Genomic DNA, 23320 nt, shown 5'->3' with positions numbered 1-23320 from the left:
ATGGCCAAGGACACCACCGGCCGCTTGCACGTCCAGGTCAAGACCCACGGCAAGCGCAAATTGTCGTCGAAGCTCTGGCTGGAGCGGCAGCTCAATGACCCCTATGTGGTGAAGGCGAAGGCGCTGGGCTATCGCTCGCGCGCCGCCTTCAAGCTGCTCGAGATCGATGACAAATACCGGCTGCTGAAGCACGGCATGGCGGTGGTCGATCTCGGTGCGGCGCCGGGCGGCTGGAGCCAGATCGCCGCCAAGCGCGTCGGCTCGGTCGACGGCAAGGGCAAGGTCATCGCGATCGACCTGCTGGAAATCCCCGAGATTGCCGGCGTCGAGTTCGCGCAGCTCGACTTCATGGACAATGACGCGCCGGGCAAGCTCAAGGCCATGCTCGACGGCGGCGGTGCCGACGTCGTGATGTCCGACATGGCTGCCAACACGACCGGCCACCGCAAGACCGACCAGCTCCGCATCGTCGGCCTGATCGAGACCGCCGCCGCGTTCGCCTGCGATGTGCTGAAGCCGGGCGGGACTTTCCTGGCGAAGGCGTTCCAGAGCGGCGCCGACGCCGAGCTGCTCGCCCAACTGAAGCGCGATTTCGCAACGGTGCGTCACGTCAAGCCGGCCGCGAGTCGTGCGGATTCCTCGGAGCGCTATGTGCTGGCGACGGGATTTCGGGGCGGGGCGACGGAATAGCAACAAACTCCGTCATTGCGAGGAGCTCTTGCGACGAAGCAATCCAGACTGTCTCCGCGGAGGGATTCTGGATTGCTTCGCTTCGCTCGCAATGACGAGATGGGCTACCCCAGCCGCTGATCCCTCACGTCCTGCGTATCCTCGGTCGCCGCCTTGACGGCCGCCTTGGCCGCGCCCTTGCCGGCACCTTTGCGGCTCGCGATCTCCACCGCTTTGCGGCCGGAGACTTCGTGGCCGGCATCGGCGGGCATCTGCCAGAAGAACCAGCTCGACGCCGCCGAAGTCAGGGCGACCACGACGAAGGCCGGCGCGAACACGGTGGCGTTGAGCTCGCTGGCGTGGCTGAGCCACATCGTCGTCTCCACGGACGCGGCGCCGACGGCGACGCCGGCCGAGACCGCGAGCTGCTGGTTGACGCTGACGAGTGTGGTGGCGCGGCTCATCTGCGCGTGCTCGACCTCGGCATAGGCGACCGTATTGATCGCGGTGAACTCGAGCGAACGGAAGAAGCCGCCGACCACCAGGATGATCATGATGATCAGCAGCGGCGTCGTCACGGTGAAGAGCGCACAGGCGGCGAGGAAGACGGCACTGATGATTGCGTTCACCGTCATCAGGTTGCGGAAGCCGAAGGCGCGGATGATGCGTGCGGCCAGCGCCTTCATGCCCATGGCGCCGAGCGAGGAGCCAAACGTGACGAGGCCGGACTTGAACGGCGAGAGGCCGAAGCCGATCTGCATCAGCAGCGGCAACAGGAATGGCAGCGCGCCGATGCCGAGCCGGAACATGAAGCCGCCGAGAACGGCGGCGCGTAGCGTCGGCAGCCTCAGCAGCGTGAAGTCCAGCACCGGCGACCCCGTTCGCCGCGCGTGAAGGACATACAGCGTCATCGAGATCGATCCGCCGACGACCAGGGCGGCAACCGTGCTCCACGGCAGCAGATTGAGTCCGGCAACCGACAGCCCGAAGGCAATGCCGGCGAGCCCGAGGCCGGCGAGCACCATGCCGTAGAGGTCGAACGGCTCTCGTTCCTCGCTCTTGATGGGATCGATGAAGCGCAAGGCCATGAAGATGCCGAGCAGCCCGATCGGGATGTTGATCAGGAAGATCCAGTGCCACGACGCATAGGTGGTGATGAAGCCGCCGAGCGGCGGCCCGATCACGGGGCCGATCAGGGCAGGGACCGTCACCCACGCCATGGCATTGACCAGCGCACTCTTGTCGACCGACCGCAACAGCACGAGGCGCCCGACCGGCGTCATCATCGCCCCGCCCATGCCTTGCAGAATGCGCGCGAAGACGAAATCGGTGACCGATGTCGAGAGCGCGCAGCCGACAGAGCCGACCATGAAGACGCCGACGGCAATCGCAAACACCATGCGCGCGCCGAACCGGTCGGCGGTCCAGCCGCTCGCCGGGATGAACACCGCAAGCGACAGCAGATAGGAGGTGATCGCGAGCTTGAGCGTCAGTGGGCTGGTGCCGATGTCGGCCGCAATCGCGGGCAGCGACGTGGCGATCACCGTCGAGTCCATGTTCTCCATGAAGAGAGCAGTGGCCACGATCAGCGGGATGACGCGTTGCTTGTCGACCATGACGGATTGGCAATGAAAATCGGAAGGAAGGGCGAGAATTGCGGCTTATCACCGCCACGGGGCCGCGACCATGGCGGATCGACGCATGGCACCTAAATTCTCTGCGAGGGCGACGGTGGGCGCCGGGACGCGTGACGTGCTCGCTGCGGCGCCCGATGGGACTACACCAGTTGGATCTGCGCGTGATGTCCGGGAGCCGCGGCCAAGCGTCTGTCGCGCGTCAGCAGTGGTGTATCGAGCGCCTCGGCCAGCGCGACATAGGTGGCGTCATATGCAGTCAGATTGTTCCGTAACTCCCATATGCGCGGCAGAAGGAAATCGTGGGGGTATCGCCGCAGGGACAGGTCCGCCAAGTCGGCGAGGGCCATACGCCCACGCTCGACGTTGATCTCCCTGTTGGCGGCATAGCGCTGGATCACTTGGGCGACCTCGACGTCGAGCAAATGAGGGGCGTGCAGTGTTTGATGAGGGGCGAACAGCCGCTGTTCCACCGTTGCCGCTGCGGGCGTCCGTAGAAGGACTTCAAGCAGGGCCGAGGCATCGACGACAATCACGCGCGATCACGCTCCGCGCGAACCGCTTCAGCCGGGGCGATCGAGGGCATGGTTTCGGTGCGGCTGCGCAACCGCGCCCGCAACTCGTCGAGCGTCGGCCGTTCCGCCACCTGCCGAATTTCGCTGAGCAGATAGTCCGACAGCGACATGCCTGCCAGCGCAGCCCGCGACTTCAGCCGACGATGCAAGGCGTCCGGGACGTTGCGGATCTGAATCATCGTTGTCATGCGATCAGCATAGAAACATGTGCTGCACATGTCAAAGTGTCTCAGCCCAGCTTCTCAGCGCCTTTTGATCCGCGGCGAATTTGCCAAAGTACCTGTGCATGGCTGGCCGGCGGTCCGATTTGCTTTGATTCGTCGCCCGCCCGTGCTATCGACCCGCGTCAACCCCACCGATGGGCTCCGATTCTCCGGCGTTGCCGCAAGGTACGCCGAGGGCGGCGCTCATCCATAGCTATTTGCGGCAGGGCCGCGGAAGGAGTTGGCACATGGCCACCGTGCAACAAGGCATTCGCGAAGCCCTCACGTTCGACGACGTGCTGCTCAAGCCGGGCCTGTCGGACGTCATGCCGGGCGAGGTCGACATCCGCTCCCGTGTCACCCGCGCCATTCCGCTAAATATCCCGATCATGGCTTCCGCCATGGACACGGTCACCGAAGCCCGCATGGCGATCGCGATGGCGCAGGCCGGCGGCATCGGCGTCATCCACCGCAATTTCGATCCCGAAGGGCAGGCCGCCCAGGTGCGGCAGGTCAAGCGCTACGAGTCGGGCATGGTGGTGAACCCGCTCACCATCAGCCCCGACGCCACGCTGGACGACGCGCTCAAGCTGATGAGCGATCACGGCATCTCGGGCATTCCGGTTGTCACCGGTGCGGGCAAGTCCACGCCGGGCAAGCTGGTCGGCATTCTCACCAACCGCGACGTCCGCTTCGCCACCGACCGCCAGCAAAAAATCTCCGAACTGATGACGCATGAAGGTCTCGTCACGGTGCGCGAGAATGTCAGCCAGGACGAGGCGCGGCGGATGCTGCATCAGCACCGCATCGAGAAGCTGCTCGTGGTCGACGAGCAATATCGTTGCGTCGGCCTGGTCACCGTGAAGGACATGGAGAAGGCGGTCGCCCATCCGCTGGCCTGCAAGGACGCGCAGGGCCGCCTGCGCGTCGCCGCCGCCACCACGGTCGGTGATAGCGGGTTCGAGCGCACCGAGCGGCTGATCGATGCGGGCGTCGATCTCGTCGTGGTCGACACCGCGCACGGCCATTCCCGTCACGTGCTCCATGCGGTCAACCGCATCAAGCGCCTGTCCAATTCCGTGCAGGTCGTTGCCGGCAACGTCGCGACCTCGGAGGGCGCGCAGGCGCTGATCGATGCGGGCGCGGACTGCATCAAGGTCGGCATCGGTCCGGGCTCGATCTGCACCACGCGCATCGTCGCCGGCGTCGGCGTGCCGCAGCTCACCGCGATCATGGATGCGGTCGAGGCGGCGAAGAAGTCCGACATCCCCGTCATCGCCGACGGCGGCATCAAGTTCTCCGGCGATCTTGCCAAGGCGCTTGCTGCCGGTGCCGACATCGCCATGGTCGGCTCGCTGCTCGCCGGCACCGACGAGACGCCAGGCGAAGTGTTCTTGTGGCAGGGCCGCTCCTACAAGGCCTATCGCGGCATGGGCTCGGTCGGCGCGATGGCGCGCGGCTCGGCCGACCGCTACTTCCAGCAGGACATCAAGGACACGCTCAAGCTCGTGCCCGAAGGAATCGAAGGCCAGGTGCCTTACAAGGGCCCGGTCGGCAACGTCATGCATCAGCTCGCGGGCGGCTTGCGCGCCGCGATGGGCTATGTCGGCGCAAAGGACATGAAGGACCTGCACGACAAGGCCCAGTTCGTCCGCATTACCGGCGCGGGCCTGCGCGAAAGCCACGTCCACGACGTCACCATCACGCGCGAGGCGCCGAACTATCCGGGCGGGGGTTAGGCGCTCCACATTCCGCTGTCATGCCCTGGCTCGACCGGGGCATGACAGCGCCTGTTGGGTTTGCTTCATTCCCATCCACCTCCTAAATGATTGCGACAAAGCAATCTGGAGGAAGCCATCATGTCCCAAGGCAAACGCATCGTTCTCGCCGCGCGTCCCGTCGGCGAGCCAAAGCCGTCCGATTTCCGCATCGAGGAATTCGCCGTGCCGACGCCTGCCGCAGGTGAAGTCCTGCTGCGCACCATCTGGCTCTCGCTCGATCCCTATATGCGCGGGCGCATGAGCGACGGTCCGTCCTACGCGACGCCGGTGCCCGTCGGTGGCGTGATGGAAGCCGGTACGGTCTGCGAGGTCGCAGCCTCCAACAATCCGAACTTCGCCAAGGGCGACATCGTGCTCTCGCGCGCGGGCTGGCAGACGCATGCGATCTCCGACGGCAAGGGGCTGAACAAGATCGACCCGAAGCTCGCGCCGATCTCGACGGCTATCGGCGTGCTCGGCATGCCCGGCATGACCGCCTACACGGGCCTGCTCGATATCGGCAAGCCGCAGCAAGGCGAGACCGTCGTCGTCGCCGGCGCCTCCGGCGCGGTCGGTTCGGCCGTGGGACAGATCGCGAAGATCAAGGGCGCACGCGCGGTTGGAATCGCCGGCGGCAAGGACAAATGCGATTACGTCGTGAAGGAGCTCGGCTTCGATGCCTGCATCGATCACCGCGATCCCGATCTCGCGGCGAAGCTGAAGGACGCCTGCCCGAAGGGCATCGACGTCTATTTCGAGAATGTCGGCGGCGCCGTGTTCGAGGCGGTGTTCCCGCTGCTCAACGCGTTTGCGCGCGTACCGGTCTGCGGCCTCATCGCCCACTACAACGACACTGAAGCGAAGCCGCCGAAATGGGCCGCCAGCATGATGCGCGCGACCCTGACCAAGCGGCTGACCTTCCGCGGCTTCATCGTCTCCGACTTCGCCTCCCGCCATGGCGACTTCTTGCGCGACATGTCCGGCTGGGTCCGCGAGGGCAAGGTCAAGTACAAGGAGTTCGTCACCGAGGGGCTGGAGAGCGCGCCCGAGGCCTTCATGGGGCTTCTGAAGGGGGCCAATTTCGGGAAGCAGCTGGTGCGGGTCGGGCCGGACAAAGCTTGACCGGCCGCTCCCGGCCCCTTCGGGCGCCGAGTATGATTAACAAAGAGTGACCGATCGGCCACACCCGCCCGTAAAAACCGCAGGTGTGACCCTCGGTTCATTGACGGGCAGGCGAAGGCATTGAATCATTGCGCATATTTCAGGTGCGATGATGTTAGAGCTTGTTGTTTTCTGCGTAATCCTGCTGGCCGCCGGTTATTGGGCGACGATGTTTGTCATGGGCCGTCGCGACGACGTCATCCATGGCAAGTTCGTTCATACCGAGGACGCCAGCGCGTTGGCGCAATCCGCGATGCCCACGCCCATGCCGCCATTTCCCAAGCGCCCGGTCAAAGCCGCGCGGCCTGCCAATGTTCAGCCCGCCAACACCGGGGCCAAGCCGGTGAACAGCGACGCGCTGCAGTCCTTGCTTGCCGCAATCCAGCAGGATCTCAAAAGCGTAGCTTGAGCAGCGATGGGCAGCGCTAATGCTCGCCGCCCATCTGGGCGAGCAGTTCCTCGATATCAATATCGACCTGGCCGGCGGCCCTGACGTGGCGAACCTCGAAGCCGTCGGGCTGGAAGCGGTACTCCACAAGGCCGACCTCCTTGATCGCGATCCGGTCCTGGCGCGCATCGTTGATCTTGAAGCCGGCCGACGGCGCCCAGACGTGGCGGGTGTGGCGCCAGGTGAAGTCGCGCCGCTGGTGCACGTGACCACTGGCGATGATGCGCAGGTCGACATGTGCAAACATCTCGATCAGCCGCGCGCGGGCCGGCTGCGGCACGTAGCGGATCGACGTCTCCGGCGTCTCGGGGTCGTCGGGCCCGTTGAGAAATACCGGCTTGTGCACGAACAGCGCGATCGGCTTGCCGTTCGCGCGCGAAACTTCCGAGGCGAGCCAATCGAACTGCTCGGCCTCGAAGGCGAGCCCTGAATTCATCACCAGCGAGTTGAGGCCGATGAAGCACCAGCCCGCGGCCTCGAACGACCAATGGTCCTCGCCGATGATCTCGCGGAATTGCTGGCGATGGGCTTCCGCGACCGGCGGCTTCGGCGCAGGGCCGATCGCGGTCGGATTGTCGCCGATGTCGTGATTGCCGGGGATGTAGCGGCAGGCGACGGGCAGGGCATCGTGCAGGCCCTTGGCGAATTCGACATCGTCGCGACTGGTCGGCCCGTCGAACGAGACGTCGCCGGTGTTGACGACGAGATCGGGCCTATCGGTGTCGATATGCGCGCTCAGCGCCTGGAAGTTGGCGATCAGGCCGGGGAAGCGCCGGCCAAGATGGGTGTCGGAGATCTGCGTCAGGCGAAATACGGACATGGATTGATCATAGGCGCCGCCCGACGTCGGAACGATGACGGCGCACCCACGGTCAGCGATCGAACAATGTTTAAAGCACGCGATAGCGGATCATGTAGGCGTCCTGCGGCGCGGCGGGGCTCGCCAGCGGCGAGGCGATGCGGTCGGCGAGGTGCCAAGGGCCGAACTGAGGGCCGAACTGAGCGCCGGGCTGTTCGGAGCGATGCGGCTCGGCCGGCAGGCGGAGGCGAAATTCGAAAGTGCCCTTGCCGGGCAGGTTCACGACCAGCATGCGGTCCGCGGTGCGGTGGTTGAGTGCCACCGCGCCGCGCAGCACGGAGCGGCCATCACCGAGCTCCCGCACGCCGTCAATCAGTGCCAACGTCTGGTTACGGTCGGTATGCAGCTCGATCTGGGTGTCGGACGACGCCGCCAAGGTCTCCCTGGGCATGCGGATCTCGAACTCGACCGCGGGTTTCGAGGGATTGAGGCCGAGATAGGCCAGCGCGGCATGGCGCATGTCGTAGGCGGCAAAAGCGAACAGAGCGAGGGCGGCGAGCGCAGCGAGGCCATGCCTGAGGACATCGCGCCAGGTCCGATAGCTCATTCGGAAGTAGACCGTCATTGCTAGCGCCACCGCAAGCGCCGTCGCGATGCCTGCCAGCGCCGACATCAGGATGCCGAACTGGCCGTCGGCGGACTCGGTCAACGCGCCGGTCAGGCTGGCGATCTGGCTGAAGAGGGTGTTCATGGCGGTCTCTCGCCTTGCGCGCCCCAAGGGGCAATATCGCTTTAGCTGTCGGCAGTTGGTCGCCTCATCGGGAACGCCGGTTCAACTGGTTGATTGTCAGGAGCAGCGGTGACCGCTAATGGACGCTAGCTGTGGCTTCCGCCCGATGGGAAATCCCGGGAAATTTCGATGTCCGTTCAAATGGTTTTGCTGCCGGTCTTCGTGCAGGTCGGTCTCACCTTCGCGCTCCTGATCGCCATGGCGATGGGACGCCGGCGCGCGCTCGTCTCCGGCGAGACCAAGAGCCGTGACATTGCGCTCGGCGAGCCCAACTGGCCCAAGGGCGCCACACAAATCGCCAATTGCTACCGCAACCAGTTCGAACTGCCGGTGCTGTTCTACGCCCTGATCGCGCTGGCGCTCCCGTTGCGCCATGCCGATCTGTTCATCGTGCTGATGTCCTGGGTGTTCGTGGTGACGCGCTTCGTCCATGCCGGAATTTTCGTCTCCTCCAACAATCTCGGCCGCCGCTCCACGATCTGGCTCGCCGGCGTGCTCGTCCTGCTCGCGATGTGGATCTACTTCGCGTTGAAAATGCTGTTGCTGATCTAGCCGCTACTCGCCGATCCTGATCTGAAAGATTCAAATGACTCCCGCTGCCCGGCTGTCCGCAGCCATCGAACTGATCGACACCATCGAGAAAGACCGCGTGCCCGCGGCCAAGGCGCTGAAGGAGTGGGGCACCGCGCACCGCTTCGCCGGCTCGGGCGACCGCGCCGCCATTGCCGGCCTCGTCTGGGACGTGCTGCGCCGCTACGCCTCGAGCGCGTATCTGATGGATTCGGACACCGCGCGTGCGCGGCTGATCGGCATGCTTCGCCTCGAGCGCAACATGGACACGGCCACAATGGCCGCGCTGTTCGATGGCAGCCGCTTTGCCCCCGCGCCGTTGACCGAGGCCGAGCAGGCCGCGCTCGCCTCGCGGTCCCTTGAGAATGCCCCGGCCGCGACCGCCGGCGACTATCCGGAATGGCTGGATCCTTATTTGGCAAAAGCGTTCGGCGACGAGCGCGTTGCGGAGGCGGCCGCGATGGCGAGCCGGGCGCCGCTCGACCTGCGCGTCAACACGCTAAAATCCAATCGCGACAAGGCGCTGGCGGCGCTTGCTCATCTTCATGCGAAACCGACGCAGTGGTCCGCAACCGGCCTGCGCATCGAGCTTTCGGCCGATGCGCGCAACCCCGGTATCCAGGCCGAAGAGGACTTCATCAAGGGCGCCATTGAAGTGCAGGATGAGGGGTCGCAGCTTGCGGCTGCCTTGACCGCGGCAAAACCGGGCGAGCAGGTGATCGATCTCTGTGCGGGAGCTGGCGGCAAGACGCTGGCGCTCGCCGCGATGATGCAGGGCAAGGGCCGGCTGATCGCGACCGACAGCGACAAGCGGCAACTTGCGCCCATCCACGAACGCCTGTCGCGCGCCGGCGTCCACAATGCCGATGTGCGCACGCCCAAGGGCGAGGCCGATCCGCTGGCCGAGATCAGCGCCACCGCCGACCTCGTCGTGATCGACGCGCCGTGCACGGGAACCGGAACCTGGCGCCGCAACCCCGATGCCAAATGGCGCATGCGCCCGGGCGCGCTCGAGATCCGCTTGCGGGACCAGGCTGCGGTGCTCGATCGCGCGGTTCCGCTGGTCAAGGCCGGCGGCCGCATCGCCTATATCACCTGCTCGGTGCTTTCAGAGGAGAACGGCGAGCAGGTGAAGGCGTTCACCGCCCGCCATCCCGAGTTCGCGGTGGTGCCGCCCGAGCAGACCGCGAGCGTGCTCTGGGATAGGGCGGAGGAGTTTGCACAAACCGCGCTGCGATCCGCCGAAGGCTGGCTGATGACGCCGCGGCGGACGGGGACGGACGGGTTCTTCGTCTCGGTGCTGAAGAAATCGTAGCGTCGTCGCCGCTCTTGGCGGGTGCGGCGGCCCCAAACAAAAACCCCACGAACCGGAACCCGGTCGCGGGGTTTTTTAACTTGACGTTCTGCCGGTACGTCCGTGGTCAGAACGGTGCGCGGGCTTTAGCCGACGCGGAGATTGTCAGCCGAGGACTTGCCGCTGCGACGATCGGCGACGATGTCGAACGAGACCTTCTGACCTTCGTTGAGGGTCGAGAGGCCGGCGCGCTCGACGGCGCTGATGTGCACGAACACGTCCTTGTCGCCGTCATCCGGCTGAATGAAACCAAAACCCTTTTGATTGTTGAACCACTTCACGGTGCCCATAGCCATGGGAATTTCCTTTGCTTAAGAAGTTAACACGCGGACCGGTACGCACTATTGCGCCCATAGTCCTGATCAGTCGATGTTGGAGAAATCATCTGAAGCGTGCGCGCCCGTCAGCAACGAAGCGAAGCGGCCCAGTCGTTCGGCCAAGTATCGATGATCACAATATAGCGAGATTTTGGGGCCACTTCAAGGCACCACCCGTCGCTCGGGATGTGGCCGAATTTTGCTATTTTGCGGTGCAAATTAACCCTCCCGGGCGCCTCAATCGACGATAAACAGCGTCGCCCCCGTCACCGTCGAGGACCGGTGCGCGGCGTCGCCGAAATCCGAGACCTGGTAGCTCATCCCCGCCGTGAGCTTGAACTTGCGCCCGTCGCGCAGCTCGCTGTCGAGCTCGCCCTGCAGCACATACAGCACGTGGCCGCGGTCGCACCAATGGTCGGCGAGATAGCCCTGCGAATATTCGACCATCCGCACCCGGAGTTCGCCGATGTCGACCGTGCGCCACTGCGCTTGCCCGGTCTCGCCGGGATGGATGGTCGGCTCGACCTTGCTCCAGTCGGTGACGGTGAAGGGGGAGGTGGGGAGCTTCATGGGGTGTCCTGTCTCGGTGCCGGCAGTATTGTTGTTAGCGCACGCTCTCGCCACAGTCTCCGTCGTTGCGAGCTCTACTCCATCACCGTCACCCTGAGGTGGCCGCTTCTTAGCGGCCCTCGAAGGGCGATGGCCCGGCTGCTTCCCGGGCCGTGCATCCTTCGAGGCTCCCTCAGCGGCGCAGTTGCGCCGCAGAGCTCGCGCCTCAGGATGACGGGAAGGGAGAGCGACGTCGCTGAGCCGAAGGCAGCGCTTAATGCACCGGATGATTCGCCGATCCCTGCACGATCTTTCCGGCCGCATTCACCCGCAGATATTCGCAGATCCGCTTTCCCCGCTCGTTCTCGTAGAGCACCGCCACGCTGTCAGGGCTGACGAACAATTCGATGAGCGAGAAATGCAGGTTCGGCAACAGGGCGAGCGCCTTGCCCCAATAGGCGCGCAACACATCCTTGCCGCGCACGGTACCGCTTTCATCGAACCCCATCGCGGGGATGCGGTCCGAGGTCATGACGACGTCGTCGGCATAGAGCGTGAGCACGCGTTCGAGATCTCGGGCGTTCCAGACCTCGATCCAGGTCCGGCCGAGCTCGGCAAGCGTTGATGGCTGATGGTGCTGTGACATGGCGGTCTCCCTGATTGCTCCTGTGTGACGCGGAGCACATTAGGTCAATAATACTGACCTATCTCCATTTGTCCATGCCCAAAGAAGAATGTGGGCGCGCGGCCCGCGCGGTTGCGGGAAAAGTCCCCGTCGCGTATTTGCTTGCCATGACAGCAGCACAGACCGACCGCTCCGCGTCGACGCCCTCGCTGGCCTCGGCGCACGACAAGATTCTCATCGTCGACTTCGGCAGCCAGGTGACGCAGCTCATCGCGCGTCGCGTGCGCGAGGACGGCGTCTATTGCGAGATCGTCCCGTTCAACAAGGCCGAGCAAGCCTTCAACGAGATGAAGCCGAAGGCGGTGATTCTCTCCGGCGGGCCTGAGTCGGTGCATGAGGCGGGCTCGCCCCGCGCCCCGCAAGCGATCTTCGATTCCGGCGTGCCGGTGATGGGCATCTGCTACGGCCAGATGACCATGGCGGAGCAGCTCGGGGGCACGGTCGAGGGCGGCCATCACCGCGAATTCGGCCGGGCCGATGTCGAGGTGAAAGCGCCGAGCAAGCTGTTCGAGGATGTCTGGTCGCCAGGTGGCAAGAACCAGGTCTGGATGAGCCATGGCGACCGCATCACGAAAATGCCGCCGGGCTTCTCGGTGGCCGGTACCTCGCCGAACGCGCCCTTCGCGATCATCCAGGACGAGACACGCAAATATTATGGCCTGATGTTCCACCCGGAAGTGGTGCACACGCCGGACGGCGCCAAACTGATCCGCAATTTCGTCCGCAAGATCGCCGGCCTTTCCGGCGATTGGACCATGCGCGCCTTCCGCGAGGAGGAGATCGCCAAGATCCGCGCCCAGGTCGGCAAGGGCAGGGTGCTCTGCGGCCTGTCCGGCGGAGTCGATTCCGCGGTCGCGGCCGTGCTGATCCACGAAGCGATCGGCGAGCAGCTCACCTGCGTGTTCGTCGATCACGGCATGCTGCGTCTCGACGAAGCCAAGACGGTGGTCGACCTGTTCCGCCACCACTACAACATCCCGCTCGTGCACGTGGATGCCTCGAAACAGTTCTTGGGTGAACTCGAAGGCGTCACCGATCCCGAGACCAAGCGCAAGACTATCGGCCGTCTCTTCATCGAGGTGTTCGAGGCGGAGGCCAAGAAGATCGGCGGCGCCGACTTCCTTGCCCAAGGCACGCTCTATCCCGATGTGATCGAGAGCGTCTCCTTCACCGGCGGCCCGTCGGTGACGATCAAGTCACACCACAATGTCGGCGGTCTCCCTGAGCGCATGAACATGAAGCTGGTCGAGCCCCTGCGCGAGCTGTTCAAGGACGAGGTGCGCAAGCTCGGCCGCGAACTGGGCCTGCCCGAAATCTTCGTCGGCCGCCACCCGTTCCCGGGCCCCGGCCTCGCCATCCGCTGCCCCGGCGACATCACGAAGGAGAAGCTCGACATCCTGCGCAAAGCCGATGCCGTCTACATCGACCAGATCCGCAAGCACGGCCTCTACGACGACATCTGGCAGGCGTTCGCGGTGCTGCTCCCGGTCAAGACCGTCGGCGTCATGGGCGACGGCCGCACCTATGATTTCGTGGTCGGCCTGCGCGCCGTCACCTCCACCGACGGCATGACCGCGGACTTCTACCAGTTCGACATGAAATTCCTTGGCGAGACCGCCACGCGCATCATCAACGAGGTGAAGGGCGTGAACCGGGTGGTGTACGACGTGACCAGCAAGCCGCCGGGGACGATTGAGTGGGAGTAGGGGATCTCAACGGTAGGTCGTCGCTCATCAGCTGTTTTCATCCCAGAGAGGCGGCGCCGCATTAGCCATGGGATTTGGGGTATTCATCCATCGATCGGACTCGATCTACGATGACAGCCCGGCTGAACGCTATCAGTTTCCCAGCCAGTACTTGCGTCGCGTTGAAGCCTGCGTCGGCAACTGGATCATTTACTATGAACCGAGCAAGATAGCCGAAACGCGCGGCTACTTTGCGATTGCGAAGGTACGGCAGGTTATTCCCGATCCCGGCAGGCCGGGGATGTACCTTGCTTTGATTGAGCCGGGCAGCTATCTCGATTTCGCCAATCCAGTTCCATTCAGCAGTCCCTCTGGTCCTGTGGAGCGCGGCGTCTTAAACGAGCAGGGACGAATTTCAGGACGTGCTCAGTCTGCGGTCCGTCCAATCTCTCCAGACGATTTCAATACAATATGCGGACTTGGTTTGGCGGAGAATGCGCCGCTGCTGCCGCGGCGCGACGAGGACTTCCACTCACTCGATCTCAACGAGGAGCAGACGCCGTTCAGCTTCGACCAACAGCGCGAACGTGTTAACCTGACAGTATCGAGAATCTTGCGTGATCGAGTTTTCCGCCGCATCGTGCTCCGCGCCTATGATGAGCGATGCGCTATTACCGGGCTAAAGCTCATCAATGGGATGGGCCGTGCAGAGGTCGCAGCCGCTCACATACGACCAGTCGAGGCACACGGGCCCGATATCATTAGCAATGGCATCGCTCTTTCTGGCACCGCGCATTGGATGTTCGATCGCGGTCTCATTAGCCTGGCGGACAATCTCGAGATATTGGTCTCGCGCCACACCAACGATCCGGACGGAGCGCGATCGATCATCAATAATACTGGGCATGCACTTGCGCCGCGACGGATATCGGATCGTCCACATCCGCATTTCCTAAAATGGCATCGCGAGCATTGCTTCAAGCAATAGGCGATACCGGAGAAGCTTAAGACGGACAGACCGCAGCAAAATCCGTCGCATTTGCGGTGGTCTACATCGACCAGATCCGCAAGCACGGCCTCTACATCGACATCTGGCAGGCCTTTGCGGTGGCTCCCCGTCAAGACCGTCGGCGTCATGGGTGACGGCCGCACCTACGAGTTCGTCGTGCGCTTGATAGCGGCGCTATCGCCCATTGGCCTTGGTGGTGCCATCGGAGCAATGCTCTGCCACTCGCCAATTAGACCCGCTTTGGTGCAGACGTCCCGGCGCTGATGACGGACGCTAGGAGGGTATCTCCTGTGCGATCTCCCACATATGACCGGATGGGTCGGAAAAGGCGGCGGTGCGGCGACCCCAGGGACGATCGATAGGGCCGTTCACTAGGTCCACGCCGCTTTGGCGGAGCCTTACGCAGGCATCATCGACATCGCTGACTCGAATGGTCATGAGCATGCGAGGTCCGGCGCTCGAAGCAGCCGGCACCAACGGCTGGACGAGCTGCAGTGCCTCCGTCTCCTGAAGCAAATTGACCATGACACCACCAAGCCCGATCACGCTGCATACCGCGTCGGAATAGATAGGCTTGGCGTCGAACACGGCCTCGTAGAATGTCCTCGCGCGCGCGAGGTCGTCAACGAAGAGGGTCACACACTCTAGATTGTTCAAGCTTTTCATTCGCGGGCCTCGGTTGACCGACAGTCGAGTTTCTTCTGACAAAAGATAACAACGTATTTGAAAATAATGAAGCAGCACCACGATCGCGTCTGGCGGCGTACCGAACGGAGAATGCCTTGTTGACCGACACGGGACTGGAGTCACGGTGCCAGTGCACACAACTTCCGCCGCCCTAAGTGCAAGGATGGGTATCGCTGCGCTCCACCTCATCCTGCGAGCTGCCGCGACGGTCGCGTCTTGAAGCCGGCGAACCAAAGCTATATGTTCAACAATATGCCGATTTGTTCAACATGAGGGAGCGCCATGGCAGGAGTTTCGTCAAAACGGCCGGCGGCGCGGGGTCGGCGGCGGTCGCCGGGCAGTGGCCTTACGGGCGGGGCGCGGCGGCCAAAGCGCGTCCAAGGTGACGCAAAAGGCGAAATCCAGCTCGGCAGCGTACGGGTGGAGGCGGTGATGCGGGCCGCCGAGCAATCCGGTCTCCTCAGTAGGAAGAGCGGCCGGATCGCCGGCCGCGTCAGTCCGGCGCTGATCAGGCAAGCCAAACGGCAGACCGGAATCGTGGCCGATACGGACCTGATCGAGTTTGCTCTGGCCAGCATCGCTCTGGAGGACAATTTCGCCGAGGACTTTCGGAAGTCACGAGGCAAGGTCGATCCTGATCTGAAACTCGGCTTCTGACGTGGCGGAGTTCGATTTCGACGCCGCATGCAGGTGGGCCCGGTTCAACCCCAAGCGAACGCTCGCCCGGCGTCATGACAACGTCCTTCCGTTCGTCGCCGCCGGCCAGATCGGTGGGCAGGGGCTCTTGCTCGACACCTGCGTCTACATCGACCAGATGCAGGCGCGCGCGCCAGCTCTGCTGGAAGAGCTCATCGCGCATCGCCAGGTCAATCATTCGTCGGTTGCCATTCAGGAATTGATGCACACTGTCGGCGTGCTGAACCCGGCTGACAAGCGGACCCCGCGGGTCACCGCCGAGATTGGCAAGCGGATCAAGGCGATGCCGCCCCATCGAATCTTTACGCCAGACATCGAGGTGCTCGGCAGAGCAGCGCTGCTGTCGGGAATCCTCTGCCGGCTCCAGGGCTACGGGAACGATCTGAAGCTTCGGGCGCTCGGGGATAGTGTGCTGTTCCTCCAGGCGCGGAAGCTCGGCCTTGTCGTGCTGACGACGAATATTGGTGACTTTGATATCCTGCTCCAGCTCATGCCCGGCGGGCGGGCACTGTTCTATCGGCAGATATGAGGCTTCCGACGACCGCTGATTTCTCTACTAACCTGTTCATGCTCGCGGGCCCATCGCACAAACGGAAATACGGTGGCTCCGTTTCGGTCGGTTCTGTACCATCATGGTCCATGATGGTATCTGGCGGCGAACCGAACGGAGAATACCTTGTTGACCGATACGGGACTTCCGAAGCTCAAGCGTGGCAAGACGCTTTGCAAGCGCGGCGACCGCGACGGCATGTACGTTGCCGTCCCGCCCATCAATGGGCGTAAGCAGATCCGGGAAAGTGGTCACCACACCATCGAGGTGGTGCATTGATGTGCGCCGCGTTGAAAGTGGTGATGGCCGCAATATTTGCCATGCCGGCTGCGGTGGCTCTGGCAAAGTCTCCGGACTGCGCGAGTTGGCCCACGAACATGGCCCTCGTGCACCTCAAGAACGCCGGCCTGATTGATATCCCATCAGTGATCGAGGCGCAGACCAAGGCCGTTCGTCTCGCATCCGAAAAGATCGGCAAGGACCTCCACCAGCAGGTTTACGACATCACGTTTCACACCAAGGATGGCAAGACAATCGAGGTCATCACGAAAAACCAGGCATCAAGCGAGGAATGCTCGATGAGCGGCGTCGACGTCTATTTGGTCTCGAAGAAAATCGGCGGGTCGGCAGAGCTGCCATCTGACGGCACGCCTAAAAAGTGATCCGGCAGCACCGGAAGCTCAAGAACTGCAACTGACCCGCAGCGGATGCGTAGGGCGGATTACGCTTCGCTAATCCGCCCTACGATCTCTGTCAGGGCTTCACGAACCGATAGGCGAAGCGATCGGTCTTGCCCTTGATCGCGGGATCGAACACCTTGATCGAATGCGGATCGTAGTTCGCGAGCAGGGTGCTTACTCGTCCGTCGGCCCCCACGAGGTCGGAGAAGAGACGGGTCCAGTCGCCGTCGCCTGGGTAAACGTCGATGACGGTGGAGCCCGCGTTTACGCGTGCGAACCGGATCAACTCGGCTAGCTTGGATTCTTCGTACATCGGAATCTCCTTTAGGCTCGGGTGTTCGACACGCGCGCGGCTCGCGCCAGTGCTTGCGTGTCGACGTACTCCCGGATGTTCGTCAGTTTGCCGTTTCGAACGGTGATGGCGAAGACCCAGTCGTCCTCGAATGTCTTGCTCGTGGCTTTGATCTTTCCCTTCGCGAAGCCGACGACCAGGACCCGGTCTCCTTGCGCGACGAACTCGCGGGGTTCCGTGGACGTTTCGACCGACTTGGATGCCGTCTGGAGCAAATCCGTCACCCCGTCGTGACCGCGGTGCGTGCCGGCCAGCGGCCAGTCCTCGCCCGGAATGATCCACTCAATGTCTTCAGTGACCAGCGCCAGCAGGGCCTCTCTGTCGCCGCGGCCGATCGCGGCGAAGAAGTCCTTCACGGTCTGGATGTTGTTCTCGATGCTCATGGGATTTCTCCATTGCTCGGATCGGATCGCACGCGATCCGATCCCGTGTGTCGTGTCCCGGCCGGTGGCAGCGCGTCGCAGACGACGTCTCAGCGACGCCTGAGCGAGCGCCTCGTCCTTCGAGACGACCGCTTCGCGGCCTCCTCAGGATGAGGCTCAGCCCCATCCATCCGCGTCGAATGCTGCCGCACACGTATTCCTCATCCTGAGGGCCCGCCGCAGGCGGGCGTCTCGAAGGATGGCCGCAGCCGAGCTTCCAGCCTTATGTCTCTTCAGCTGCTATAGCCCTGCTGCCGGTGGGGACGTCGTGTTCATCAGCCGAACTTGACCAAATCCTTGAAGATCAGGTGGCCCCAGCTGTTTCCGCGCGCTTGCACAAGCAGCCCGCCTTCCGAAAGCCCGCCGAGTTTGATCGGCGCGAAGCCGAGCTTTTCCGCAAGCGTGCCAATCTCCGCTGCGGCAGCGTCATCGTCGCTCGCCAGGAACACGACTCTCCTGCCGCCATGGACGGCCGGATCCTGGCCAAGCACGGCAGCACCCAAATGGTTGAAGCCCTTGACCAGTCGTCCGCCGGTGAAGGCTTGCGCGAGGGCCTTGGAAGAAGGTTGTCCCCCCAGTTTCTCAGGCGGCACGCCGTAGGCGTTGGTCACATCGACGATCGTCTTGCCCTGCCAGGTGGGCAGCGCCTTCGCGACATCCTGGTGCGACTCGAAACGGACCGCCAAGAAGACGATGTCCGCCTTGACGGCGTCCGCCAGTTTTTTGGGAATGATCGTGGGTCCGATCGCGGCCGCGGCGGATGCAAAGCTTTCCGGGTCGCGCGTGGTTGCGACGGAGACTTCGATGCCATTGCGGGCAAACGCCCTGGCCAGGGCCTGGCCGATATGGCCGAAGCCGATGATTGCGTAGCTCATGATGTTTCTCCGATCTTGTGTTGACCGCGGTCAGACCTGCGCCATGCCGCCATCGACGGCGAGATCCACACCGGTGATGTAGGAACTTTCATCGGAGGCGAGGAACGTGACGGCAGCCGCGATTTCCTCCGGCTTGCCCCTGCGACCCATCGGGACCTGTGAAGCAAATCCGGCGGCGGCTTGCTCGGCTTGCTCGCGGGTCAAGCCCGTCGTCGTCTCCAGGGCAGGGGTCTCCGTTGGCCCGGGGCTCATCGTATTGACGCGGATTTTGCGGTCTTTCAGCTCCAGCGTCCAAGCGCGCGAGAAGCTGCGCACCGCGGCCTTGCTCGCGGCGTAGACGCTGAACCCCGGCAGCCCCTTCACGTTCGACACCGAAGAGTTCAGGATGATCGAACCGCCGTCCCTAAAGAGGGGGAGGGCCTTCTGCACGGTGAAGAACAGCCCCTTCACGTTGACGTCGAAGGTCTGGTCGAAATGGGCCTCGGTCGCTGCCGCGAGCGGTGCGATCGTTCCCGCGCCCGCGTTCGCAAAGAGAATGTCGATGTGACCATGTTTCTCTTTCACGACGGCATAGAGCCGGTCGAGATCGTCCAGGCGCGACACGTCGCTCACGACCGTCGTCACGTTGGTCTTGATAAAGGCCGCGGCCTCCTTCAGCTCTTTCTCGCGTCGCCCGGTGATCACGACATGCGCACCTTCGTTCACGAAGCGCTTGGCCGTGGCCAAGCCAATTCCGCTGCTGCCGCCGGTGATGACGGCGATCTTGGCTTCTAGTTTTTTCATGACGTTTATCCTTCGTTGTGTGTGGGCCAGGCGCGGGACCGCGCCGGGATCAGAGTTGCGCCAGGCCGCCGTCGACGGCGACTTCGCTGGCGGTCATGAAGCTGCTGTCCGACGAGGCGAGAAAGGCGGCCACGGCCCCGATCTCCGAGGGATCGGCCATGCGCTGCAGCGGAGTCATCGCGGCGAAGATCTTCTGGCCTTCCTCGCCCAGCGCTTCCTTGGCGAGCTCGGTCGCGGTCGCCCCGGGCGACAGCACGTTGACGCGGATGCCGCTACCCTTCAGGTCCTCCGCCCAGGTCCGCGCGAGGTTGCGCACGGCCGCCTTGCTCGCGCTGTAGGCGCTCATGGCCGGGGCGCCCGTGGTGCCCGCGCTCGATCCGGTCAGGATGATCGAACCGCCCCGGCGCATCAGCGGCAGCGCCTTCTGCACCGTGAAGATCGTACCCTTCACGTTGGTGTCGAAGGTTTCGTCGATGTGCGCGGCGGTGATCTTGCCGAGCGCAAGCTGGCTTCCCGCGCCGGCATTGGCGAAGACGATGTCGAGGGTTCCGCGCTCGGCCTTCACCGCCGCGTAGAGCCGTTCGAGGTCGGCCTCATCCGAGACCGAGCCCTTCACCGCGCGGGCATTGGGCCCGAGAGCGGCAATTGCTGCGTCGAGCGCTTGCTGTCGGCGGCCGAAGATGAAGACGAAGGCGCCGTCTTCGATGAAGCGCTTTGCCGCAGCGCGGCCGATGCCGGTCGCGCCACCCGTGATGACTGCAACCTTGCCGTCAAGCTTTCCCATAATTTCTCCTGTCGTGGTGCCGGGACAGCATCTGCCCCCGACGTCCCCGACATAGGTCCGCCGGCGTCAGGCGTTGAGTGCGGAAGCGCGCACATCGGTGGTGCGAAATCGATCCGGCTGGACGATCGACGCCAGCCGCGACGGCCGGTGTCCGCCGTTGGGAAGGGCTGCGCCTGCCGGAACGGGCTATGATGACCGCCCGTACTGCGGTACGAGGCATCCGGAGGGCTTGAAAGGCGCACCGCGCGGTGCGGGATTGCACCATGATCGACTGGGATGACGTTCGCTACTTTCTGGCCGTCGCGCGCGGAGGCTCGGTGCGGGCTGCGGCCGAGCAGCTCGGTGTGAACCATGCGACCGTGCTGCGGCGCATCGCCCAGCTCGAGGAACGCCTCGCCGTCCAGATGTTCGAAAAGCTGCCTTCGGGCTACCGCCTGACGGCTGCGGGCGAGGAGGTCCTCGAATTCGCGGACCAGATGGAAGCCTCGTCGCACCAGCTGGAGACGCGCGTGTTCGGGCGCGATCAGAGCGTGCGCGGGCGTCTGCGGGTGACGCTGGCGCCACCGCTGGCGACACATTTGCTCATGCCTGATTTTGCCGATTTCGCGCGTCTGCATCCGGACATCGAGATGGATATCCTGTCGTTCGGCGAGCTGGTCAATTTGACCAACCGGGAGGCCGACGTCGCGATCCGCGTCGTCTACGACCGCAAGACCCTGCCGCTCAATCTTCACGGCGTGAAGGGACCGGAGCTGTTCGGCGCCGTCTACATGTCCAGGGATCGGCTGGCCGCGTGGCGTGCCGGCGCGCCTGATCCCTTCCGCTGGATCGTCATCAGCATTCACGGCATCCCGGACTGGGCCAGCGCGGGTGAGGTTCGCACCGCGGGCGTTCCATTCAGGACCTCAGACGCCGGGGCGCAGATCGCTGCTGTCCGGCAAGGGCTGGGCATTACGACACTGCCGTGCTTCGTCGGCGATGCCGACCCGCTGCTGGTGAGGGTGCCGGGCACCGAGTTGCACATGTACGGAACGGTCTGGCTCCTCACGCAGGGCGAGACACGCAAGACCAAGCGCGTGCGGCTGTTCACCGAGTTCGTATCCCGCAGGCTCGCCGCGTACGCGACGCTTCTCGCGGGACTGTCGGTGGCGCGCGACTGACGCGCGGCGGGTCGGCGACGGAAAGGGTTGGCCTCGACAGATCAGTGCGTTATCGTGCTTCAGAACAATCGAGTGGGAGTAGGGTTGTGACTGCTATTCGTCCAGCATCGGCTATTTCCTGGAGAGGCAGCGCCGCTTAGGTCATGGGATTTGGGGTATTCATCCATCGATTGGACTCGATTTACGATGACAGCCCAGCTGAGCAGTACCAATTTCCCGGTCAGTATCTCAGCCGCGTCGAAGCCTGCATCGGCGATTGGATTATCTATTACGAACCAAGGAAGGTCGCTGAGACGCGCGGCTACTTTGCGATTGCTCGCGTTCAGCAGGTTATTCCCGACCCCGGTACTTCGGGGATATATCTTGCTCTGATGGAACCCGGAAGTTACCTCGATTTTGCCAATCCGGTGGCTTTCAACGGGCCGACCGGTTTAGTGGAACGGGGCGTGCTGAACGCGCAGGGACGAATTTCAGGGCGTGCTCAGTCTGCGGTCCGCGCAATCTCACCCGACGATTTCAATCGAATATTCGAGCTTGGATTCGCGGAGACTGCGCCGATGCTGCCGCGCGTTGATGCTGATGTTCAATCTCAATTCGGCGAAAAAGAGCAGGCGCCCTTCAAATTCGAGCAGCAGCGGGATCGTGTCAGTCTTACGGTATCGAGAATTTTGCGCGATCGGGTTTTTCGTCGCATTGTATTGCGCGCCTACGACGAACGTTGCGCCATTACCGGGCTGAAGCTCATAAACGGAATGGGGCGCGCAGAGGTCGCGGCGGCGCATATACGGTCTGTGGAGGCAGATGGGCCGGACATCGTGAGCAATGGCATCGCTCTGTCCGGTACCGCTCATTGGATGTTCGATCGTGGCTCGATCAGCTTGGCGGATGATCTGAAAATACTGATCTCGCGCCAGACAAACGATCTGGACGGAGTCCGAGCGGTAATCAACAAGACTGGCCGCGCGCATGAGCCAAAGCGACTATCAGATCGGCCTCATCCGCATTTTTTGAAGTGGCACCGCGAGCATTGCTTCAAACATTGAACACGTAGGAGGGCTGTCGCTTCGTTCCGCGCGAACAGTGACGGTCAGGGTCGATCCGTGCCATACCGCAAGATCGGTCGAGCAAGTCATGGCCGTTAGCGACTAGATGGAGCCGCCACGGAGGAGGGACGATGAAGGCGGCGCTGCAAAACTATCGGGACCGGATGCGACGGGTGCTGGACCATATCGACCGGCATCTCGACGGCGATCTGGATCTGGACACGGTGAGTGCTGTTGCGGCCTTCTCGAAGTTTCATTTCCACCGGCAGTTCTCGGCGACCTTCGGACTATCAGTGCATCGTTATGTCCAGCTGGCCCGCATGAAGCGCGCTTCGCATCAGCTGGCCTACATGGAGGCCCTTGATGTCACGGAGATCGCGATGGATGCCGGTTACGAGGCCCCTGATGCCTTCGCACGTGCCTTTCGGCAACGGTTCGGGCAATCGCCGTCGTCGTTCCGGAAGTCTCCCGACTGGGAGCCGTGGCTTGCGGCCTTCGGGCCTCTCGACAACGCCAGGAGCAAGCTCATGCAGACGACGTTTATCACCGACGACGTGACGATCCGCGATGTGCAACCCACCAAGGTGGCGATCATGGAGCATCGGGGCAGCTCTGAGACACTTGGTGACACGATCCGGCGGTTCATCGCGTGGCGCAGGGCATCTCACCTGCACCCCAGCACAAGCCCGACCTTCACGGTCTGGCGCTCCGAGCGGCGGCCCGCATCGCCCGCTGATTACAGCATCGACCTCTGCGTCGGGACCGACCAGCCGATCGCGGCGAACGGTGAAGAGATCAAGATCGGCGAGATTCCCGGCGGACGTTGCGCGGTGCTGCGCGTCGTCGGCTACACCGACAATCTCGAGCCGGCCGCGCGCTATCTTTATCGCGACTGGCTTCCGGCCAGCGGCGAGGAAGCCCGCGACTTCCCGATCTATTGCCAGCGGCTGAGCTTCTTCCCTGAGGTGCCGGAGCACGAGACGGTCGCGGACCTCTTTCTGCCACTGAAATAGCGCCCTCGAATCCAGACATCGAATACCCCATTAATATAAGACTTGACTTATATTAGTGCGGGTCGAT

At 63.4% G+C, this 23320-nt stretch carries 29 protein-coding genes and 1 pseudogene; 16 read left to right on the top strand and 14 right to left on the bottom strand.

Features of this window, described 5'->3' with window-relative positions:
• A complete protein-coding gene (locus tag AC0L2J_RS03270) occupies positions 1-690 on the top strand; it encodes an RlmE family RNA methyltransferase (protein WP_007609132.1) in 690 nt (229 codons plus the stop codon).
• Positions 691-794: 104 nt separating this feature from the next.
• Here AC0L2J_RS03270 and AC0L2J_RS03265 read toward each other — a convergent pair whose 3' ends face one another.
• The 3 genes from AC0L2J_RS03265 to AC0L2J_RS03255 form a co-directional block, all read right to left on the bottom strand.
• Positions 795-2285, bottom strand: coding sequence for an MFS transporter (locus tag AC0L2J_RS03265; protein WP_007609135.1), 1491 nt, complete (start codon positions 2283-2285; stop codon positions 795-797).
• Between the two features lie 161 nt (positions 2286-2446).
• On the bottom strand, positions 2447-2839 hold the full coding sequence (locus AC0L2J_RS03260) for a type II toxin-antitoxin system VapC family toxin (protein ID WP_007609137.1): 393 nt from the start codon (positions 2837-2839) through the stop codon (positions 2447-2449).
• A complete protein-coding gene (locus AC0L2J_RS03255; protein WP_035974028.1) occupies positions 2836-3066 on the bottom strand; it encodes a FitA-like ribbon-helix-helix domain-containing protein in 231 nt (76 codons plus the stop codon). The genes AC0L2J_RS03260 and AC0L2J_RS03255 overlap by 4 nt, the downstream gene beginning before the upstream one ends.
• A gap of 263 nt (positions 3067-3329) precedes the next feature.
• On the opposite strand from AC0L2J_RS03255, the gene guaB reads away from it, so the two are divergent.
• The 3 genes from guaB (at position 3330) to AC0L2J_RS03240 (ending at position 6411) form a co-directional block, all read left to right on the top strand.
• Complete coding sequence (gene guaB / locus AC0L2J_RS03250; protein ID WP_007609139.1) at positions 3330-4820, top strand: IMP dehydrogenase; 1491 nt, start codon at positions 3330-3332, stop codon at positions 4818-4820.
• A gap of 120 nt (positions 4821-4940) precedes the next feature.
• Positions 4941-5963 (top strand): NADP-dependent oxidoreductase, encoded by a 1023-nt coding sequence (locus tag AC0L2J_RS03245; protein ID WP_007609140.1) that lies wholly within the window; start codon positions 4941-4943, stop codon positions 5961-5963.
• 151 nt (positions 5964-6114) lie between these two features.
• A complete protein-coding gene (locus AC0L2J_RS03240) occupies positions 6115-6411 on the top strand; it encodes a hypothetical protein (RefSeq protein ID WP_473387235.1) in 297 nt (98 codons plus the stop codon).
• A gap of 16 nt (positions 6412-6427) precedes the next feature.
• Here AC0L2J_RS03240 and AC0L2J_RS03235 read toward each other — a convergent pair whose 3' ends face one another.
• Positions 6428-7270, bottom strand: a complete 843-nt coding sequence (locus tag AC0L2J_RS03235) for a metallophosphoesterase family protein (RefSeq protein WP_007609144.1) — start codon at positions 7268-7270, stop codon at positions 6428-6430.
• A gap of 70 nt (positions 7271-7340) precedes the next feature.
• Positions 7341-8000, bottom strand: coding sequence for a hypothetical protein (locus tag AC0L2J_RS03230; RefSeq protein ID WP_007609145.1), 660 nt, complete (start codon positions 7998-8000; stop codon positions 7341-7343).
• 168 nt (positions 8001-8168) lie between these two features.
• On the opposite strand from AC0L2J_RS03230, the gene AC0L2J_RS03225 reads away from it, so the two are divergent.
• Together AC0L2J_RS03225 and AC0L2J_RS03220 are read left to right on the top strand one after the other, a co-directional pair.
• Positions 8169-8591 carry an MAPEG family protein gene (locus AC0L2J_RS03225; protein ID WP_007609147.1) on the top strand — a complete coding sequence of 141 codons (423 nt, stop codon included), beginning with the start codon at positions 8169-8171 and terminating at the stop codon, positions 8589-8591.
• Between the two features lie 34 nt (positions 8592-8625).
• Entirely contained in the window at positions 8626-9924 is a 1299-nt protein-coding gene (locus AC0L2J_RS03220) for an RsmB/NOP family class I SAM-dependent RNA methyltransferase (protein WP_473387144.1), read from the top strand.
• A gap of 125 nt (positions 9925-10049) precedes the next feature.
• On the opposite strand, the gene AC0L2J_RS03215 is transcribed toward AC0L2J_RS03220, so the two are convergent.
• The 3 genes from AC0L2J_RS03215 to AC0L2J_RS03205 form a co-directional block, all read right to left on the bottom strand.
• Positions 10050-10259, bottom strand: a complete 210-nt coding sequence (locus AC0L2J_RS03215; protein WP_007592195.1) for a cold-shock protein — start codon at positions 10257-10259, stop codon at positions 10050-10052.
• 258 nt (positions 10260-10517) lie between these two features.
• Positions 10518-10850 (bottom strand): DHCW motif cupin fold protein, encoded by a 333-nt coding sequence (locus AC0L2J_RS03210; protein WP_473387142.1) that lies wholly within the window; start codon positions 10848-10850, stop codon positions 10518-10520.
• Between the two features lie 253 nt (positions 10851-11103).
• Positions 11104-11475 (bottom strand): nuclear transport factor 2 family protein, encoded by a 372-nt coding sequence (locus AC0L2J_RS03205; RefSeq protein WP_473387140.1) that lies wholly within the window; start codon positions 11473-11475, stop codon positions 11104-11106.
• 146 nt (positions 11476-11621) lie between these two features.
• On the opposite strand from AC0L2J_RS03205, the gene guaA reads away from it, so the two are divergent.
• The 3 genes and pseudogenes from guaA to AC0L2J_RS03190 form a co-directional block, all read left to right on the top strand.
• Entirely contained in the window at positions 11622-13220 is a 1599-nt protein-coding gene (guaA, locus tag AC0L2J_RS03200; RefSeq protein ID WP_473387138.1) for a glutamine-hydrolyzing GMP synthase, read from the top strand.
• Positions 13221-13287: 67 nt separating this feature from the next.
• Complete coding sequence (locus AC0L2J_RS03195; RefSeq protein ID WP_473248464.1) at positions 13288-14187, top strand: HNH endonuclease; 900 nt, start codon at positions 13288-13290, stop codon at positions 14185-14187.
• 59 nt (positions 14188-14246) lie between these two features.
• A pseudogene (locus AC0L2J_RS03190) lies at positions 14247-14400 on the top strand (GMP synthase (glutamine-hydrolyzing)); the annotation flags it as partial.
• 81 nt (positions 14401-14481) lie between these two features.
• Here AC0L2J_RS03190 and AC0L2J_RS03185 read toward each other — a convergent pair.
• Positions 14482-14874, bottom strand: coding sequence for a VOC family protein (locus AC0L2J_RS03185; protein ID WP_473387136.1), 393 nt, complete (start codon positions 14872-14874; stop codon positions 14482-14484).
• A gap of 453 nt (positions 14875-15327) precedes the next feature.
• Between AC0L2J_RS03185 and AC0L2J_RS03180 the strand changes: the two genes are divergently transcribed.
• The 4 genes from AC0L2J_RS03180 to AC0L2J_RS03165 all read left to right on the top strand — a co-directional run bounded on the left by AC0L2J_RS03180 (position 15328) and on the right by AC0L2J_RS03165 (position 16803).
• Positions 15328-15552, top strand: coding sequence for a hypothetical protein (locus AC0L2J_RS03180; RefSeq protein ID WP_035974954.1), 225 nt, complete (start codon positions 15328-15330; stop codon positions 15550-15552).
• A 1-nt stretch (position 15553) separates the two neighbouring features.
• Entirely contained in the window at positions 15554-16120 is a 567-nt protein-coding gene (locus tag AC0L2J_RS03175) for a type II toxin-antitoxin system VapC family toxin (RefSeq protein WP_473248466.1), read from the top strand.
• Positions 16121-16267: 147 nt separating this feature from the next.
• Positions 16268-16420 (top strand): integrase, encoded by a 153-nt coding sequence (locus tag AC0L2J_RS03170; RefSeq protein WP_473387134.1) that lies wholly within the window; start codon positions 16268-16270, stop codon positions 16418-16420.
• Positions 16420-16803, top strand: coding sequence for a hypothetical protein (locus AC0L2J_RS03165; RefSeq protein ID WP_473387132.1), 384 nt, complete (start codon positions 16420-16422; stop codon positions 16801-16803). Before AC0L2J_RS03170 ends, AC0L2J_RS03165 begins: the two co-directional genes overlap by 1 nt.
• A gap of 91 nt (positions 16804-16894) precedes the next feature.
• Here AC0L2J_RS03165 and AC0L2J_RS03160 read toward each other — a convergent pair whose 3' ends face one another.
• From AC0L2J_RS03160 to AC0L2J_RS03140, 5 genes are all read right to left on the bottom strand, one after another.
• The gene (locus AC0L2J_RS03160; protein ID WP_473387130.1) at positions 16895-17134 is read right to left on the bottom strand and encodes a hypothetical protein; all 240 of its coding nucleotides are present in this window, start codon (positions 17132-17134) and stop codon (positions 16895-16897) included.
• Between the two features lie 11 nt (positions 17135-17145).
• Complete coding sequence (locus AC0L2J_RS03155; protein ID WP_473387128.1) at positions 17146-17556, bottom strand: nuclear transport factor 2 family protein; 411 nt, start codon at positions 17554-17556, stop codon at positions 17146-17148.
• A 314-nt stretch (positions 17557-17870) separates the two neighbouring features.
• A complete protein-coding gene (locus AC0L2J_RS03150; RefSeq protein WP_473387127.1) occupies positions 17871-18470 on the bottom strand; it encodes an NADPH-dependent F420 reductase in 600 nt (199 codons plus the stop codon).
• Between the two features lie 30 nt (positions 18471-18500).
• Positions 18501-19253 carry a glucose 1-dehydrogenase gene (locus tag AC0L2J_RS03145; RefSeq protein ID WP_473387125.1) on the bottom strand — a complete coding sequence of 251 codons (753 nt, stop codon included), beginning with the start codon at positions 19251-19253 and terminating at the stop codon, positions 18501-18503.
• Positions 19254-19302: 49 nt separating this feature from the next.
• Positions 19303-20037 (bottom strand): SDR family NAD(P)-dependent oxidoreductase, encoded by a 735-nt coding sequence (locus AC0L2J_RS03140; protein ID WP_473387123.1) that lies wholly within the window; start codon positions 20035-20037, stop codon positions 19303-19305.
• Positions 20038-20300: 263 nt separating this feature from the next.
• On the opposite strand from AC0L2J_RS03140, the gene AC0L2J_RS03135 reads away from it, so the two are divergent.
• From AC0L2J_RS03135 to AC0L2J_RS03125, 3 genes are all read left to right on the top strand, one after another.
• Positions 20301-21197 (top strand): LysR family transcriptional regulator, encoded by an 897-nt coding sequence (locus AC0L2J_RS03135; RefSeq protein WP_473387121.1) that lies wholly within the window; start codon positions 20301-20303, stop codon positions 21195-21197.
• Between the two features lie 143 nt (positions 21198-21340).
• On the top strand, positions 21341-22240 hold the full coding sequence (locus tag AC0L2J_RS03130; protein WP_473387118.1) for an HNH endonuclease: 900 nt from the start codon (positions 21341-21343) through the stop codon (positions 22238-22240).
• Positions 22241-22371: 131 nt separating this feature from the next.
• On the top strand, positions 22372-23253 hold the full coding sequence (locus tag AC0L2J_RS03125; protein ID WP_473387114.1) for an AraC family transcriptional regulator: 882 nt from the start codon (positions 22372-22374) through the stop codon (positions 23251-23253).
• Positions 23254-23320: the final 67 nt, after the last annotated feature.

This window comes from Bradyrhizobium sp. MV1.5 (genome assembly GCF_055807615.1).
The sequence above is the reverse complement of the archived record's forward strand: the minus strand, read 5'-3'. Positions and strand labels throughout refer to the sequence as shown.

Excerpts from the sequence above, each read along its gene's own strand:
- AC0L2J_RS03270 (WP_007609132.1), top strand. The coding sequence starts at position 1 with ATGGCCAAGGACACCACCGGCCGCTTGCACGTCCAGGTCAAGACCCAC.
- AC0L2J_RS03265 (WP_007609135.1), bottom strand. The coding sequence starts at position 2,285 with ATGGTCGACAAGCAACGCGTCATCCCGCTGATCGTGGCCACTGCTCTC.
- AC0L2J_RS03255 (WP_035974028.1), bottom strand. The coding sequence starts at position 3,066 with ATGACAACGATGATTCAGATCCGCAACGTCCCGGACGCCTTGCATCGT.
- guaB (WP_007609139.1), top strand. The coding sequence starts at position 3,330 with ATGGCCACCGTGCAACAAGGCATTCGCGAAGCCCTCACGTTCGACGAC.
- AC0L2J_RS03245 (WP_007609140.1), top strand. The coding sequence starts at position 4,941 with ATGTCCCAAGGCAAACGCATCGTTCTCGCCGCGCGTCCCGTCGGCGAG.
- AC0L2J_RS03240 (WP_473387235.1), top strand. The coding sequence starts at position 6,115 with ATGTTAGAGCTTGTTGTTTTCTGCGTAATCCTGCTGGCCGCCGGTTAT.
- AC0L2J_RS03235 (WP_007609144.1), bottom strand. The coding sequence starts at position 7,270 with ATGTCCGTATTTCGCCTGACGCAGATCTCCGACACCCATCTTGGCCGG.
- AC0L2J_RS03230 (WP_007609145.1), bottom strand. The coding sequence starts at position 8,000 with ATGAACACCCTCTTCAGCCAGATCGCCAGCCTGACCGGCGCGTTGACC.
- AC0L2J_RS03225 (WP_007609147.1), top strand. The coding sequence starts at position 8,169 with ATGTCCGTTCAAATGGTTTTGCTGCCGGTCTTCGTGCAGGTCGGTCTC.
- AC0L2J_RS03220 (WP_473387144.1), top strand. The coding sequence starts at position 8,626 with ATGACTCCCGCTGCCCGGCTGTCCGCAGCCATCGAACTGATCGACACC.
- AC0L2J_RS03215 (WP_007592195.1), bottom strand. The coding sequence starts at position 10,259 with ATGGCTATGGGCACCGTGAAGTGGTTCAACAATCAAAAGGGTTTTGGT.
- AC0L2J_RS03210 (WP_473387142.1), bottom strand. The coding sequence starts at position 10,850 with ATGAAGCTCCCCACCTCCCCCTTCACCGTCACCGACTGGAGCAAGGTC.
- AC0L2J_RS03205 (WP_473387140.1), bottom strand. The coding sequence starts at position 11,475 with ATGTCACAGCACCATCAGCCATCAACGCTTGCCGAGCTCGGCCGGACC.
- guaA (WP_473387138.1), top strand. The coding sequence starts at position 11,622 with ATGACAGCAGCACAGACCGACCGCTCCGCGTCGACGCCCTCGCTGGCC.
- AC0L2J_RS03195 (WP_473248464.1), top strand. The coding sequence starts at position 13,288 with ATGGGATTTGGGGTATTCATCCATCGATCGGACTCGATCTACGATGAC.
- AC0L2J_RS03185 (WP_473387136.1), bottom strand. The coding sequence starts at position 14,874 with ATGAAAAGCTTGAACAATCTAGAGTGTGTGACCCTCTTCGTTGACGAC.
- AC0L2J_RS03180 (WP_035974954.1), top strand. The coding sequence starts at position 15,328 with ATGCGGGCCGCCGAGCAATCCGGTCTCCTCAGTAGGAAGAGCGGCCGG.
- AC0L2J_RS03165 (WP_473387132.1), top strand. The coding sequence starts at position 16,420 with ATGTGCGCCGCGTTGAAAGTGGTGATGGCCGCAATATTTGCCATGCCG.
- AC0L2J_RS03160 (WP_473387130.1), bottom strand. The coding sequence starts at position 17,134 with ATGTACGAAGAATCCAAGCTAGCCGAGTTGATCCGGTTCGCACGCGTA.
- AC0L2J_RS03155 (WP_473387128.1), bottom strand. The coding sequence starts at position 17,556 with ATGAGCATCGAGAACAACATCCAGACCGTGAAGGACTTCTTCGCCGCG.
- AC0L2J_RS03150 (WP_473387127.1), bottom strand. The coding sequence starts at position 18,470 with ATGAGCTACGCAATCATCGGCTTCGGCCATATCGGCCAGGCCCTGGCC.
- AC0L2J_RS03145 (WP_473387125.1), bottom strand. The coding sequence starts at position 19,253 with ATGAAAAAACTAGAAGCCAAGATCGCCGTCATCACCGGCGGCAGCAGC.
- AC0L2J_RS03140 (WP_473387123.1), bottom strand. The coding sequence starts at position 20,037 with ATGGGAAAGCTTGACGGCAAGGTTGCAGTCATCACGGGTGGCGCGACC.
- AC0L2J_RS03135 (WP_473387121.1), top strand. The coding sequence starts at position 20,301 with ATGATCGACTGGGATGACGTTCGCTACTTTCTGGCCGTCGCGCGCGGA.
- AC0L2J_RS03130 (WP_473387118.1), top strand. The coding sequence starts at position 21,341 with ATGGGATTTGGGGTATTCATCCATCGATTGGACTCGATTTACGATGAC.
- AC0L2J_RS03125 (WP_473387114.1), top strand. The coding sequence starts at position 22,372 with ATGAAGGCGGCGCTGCAAAACTATCGGGACCGGATGCGACGGGTGCTG.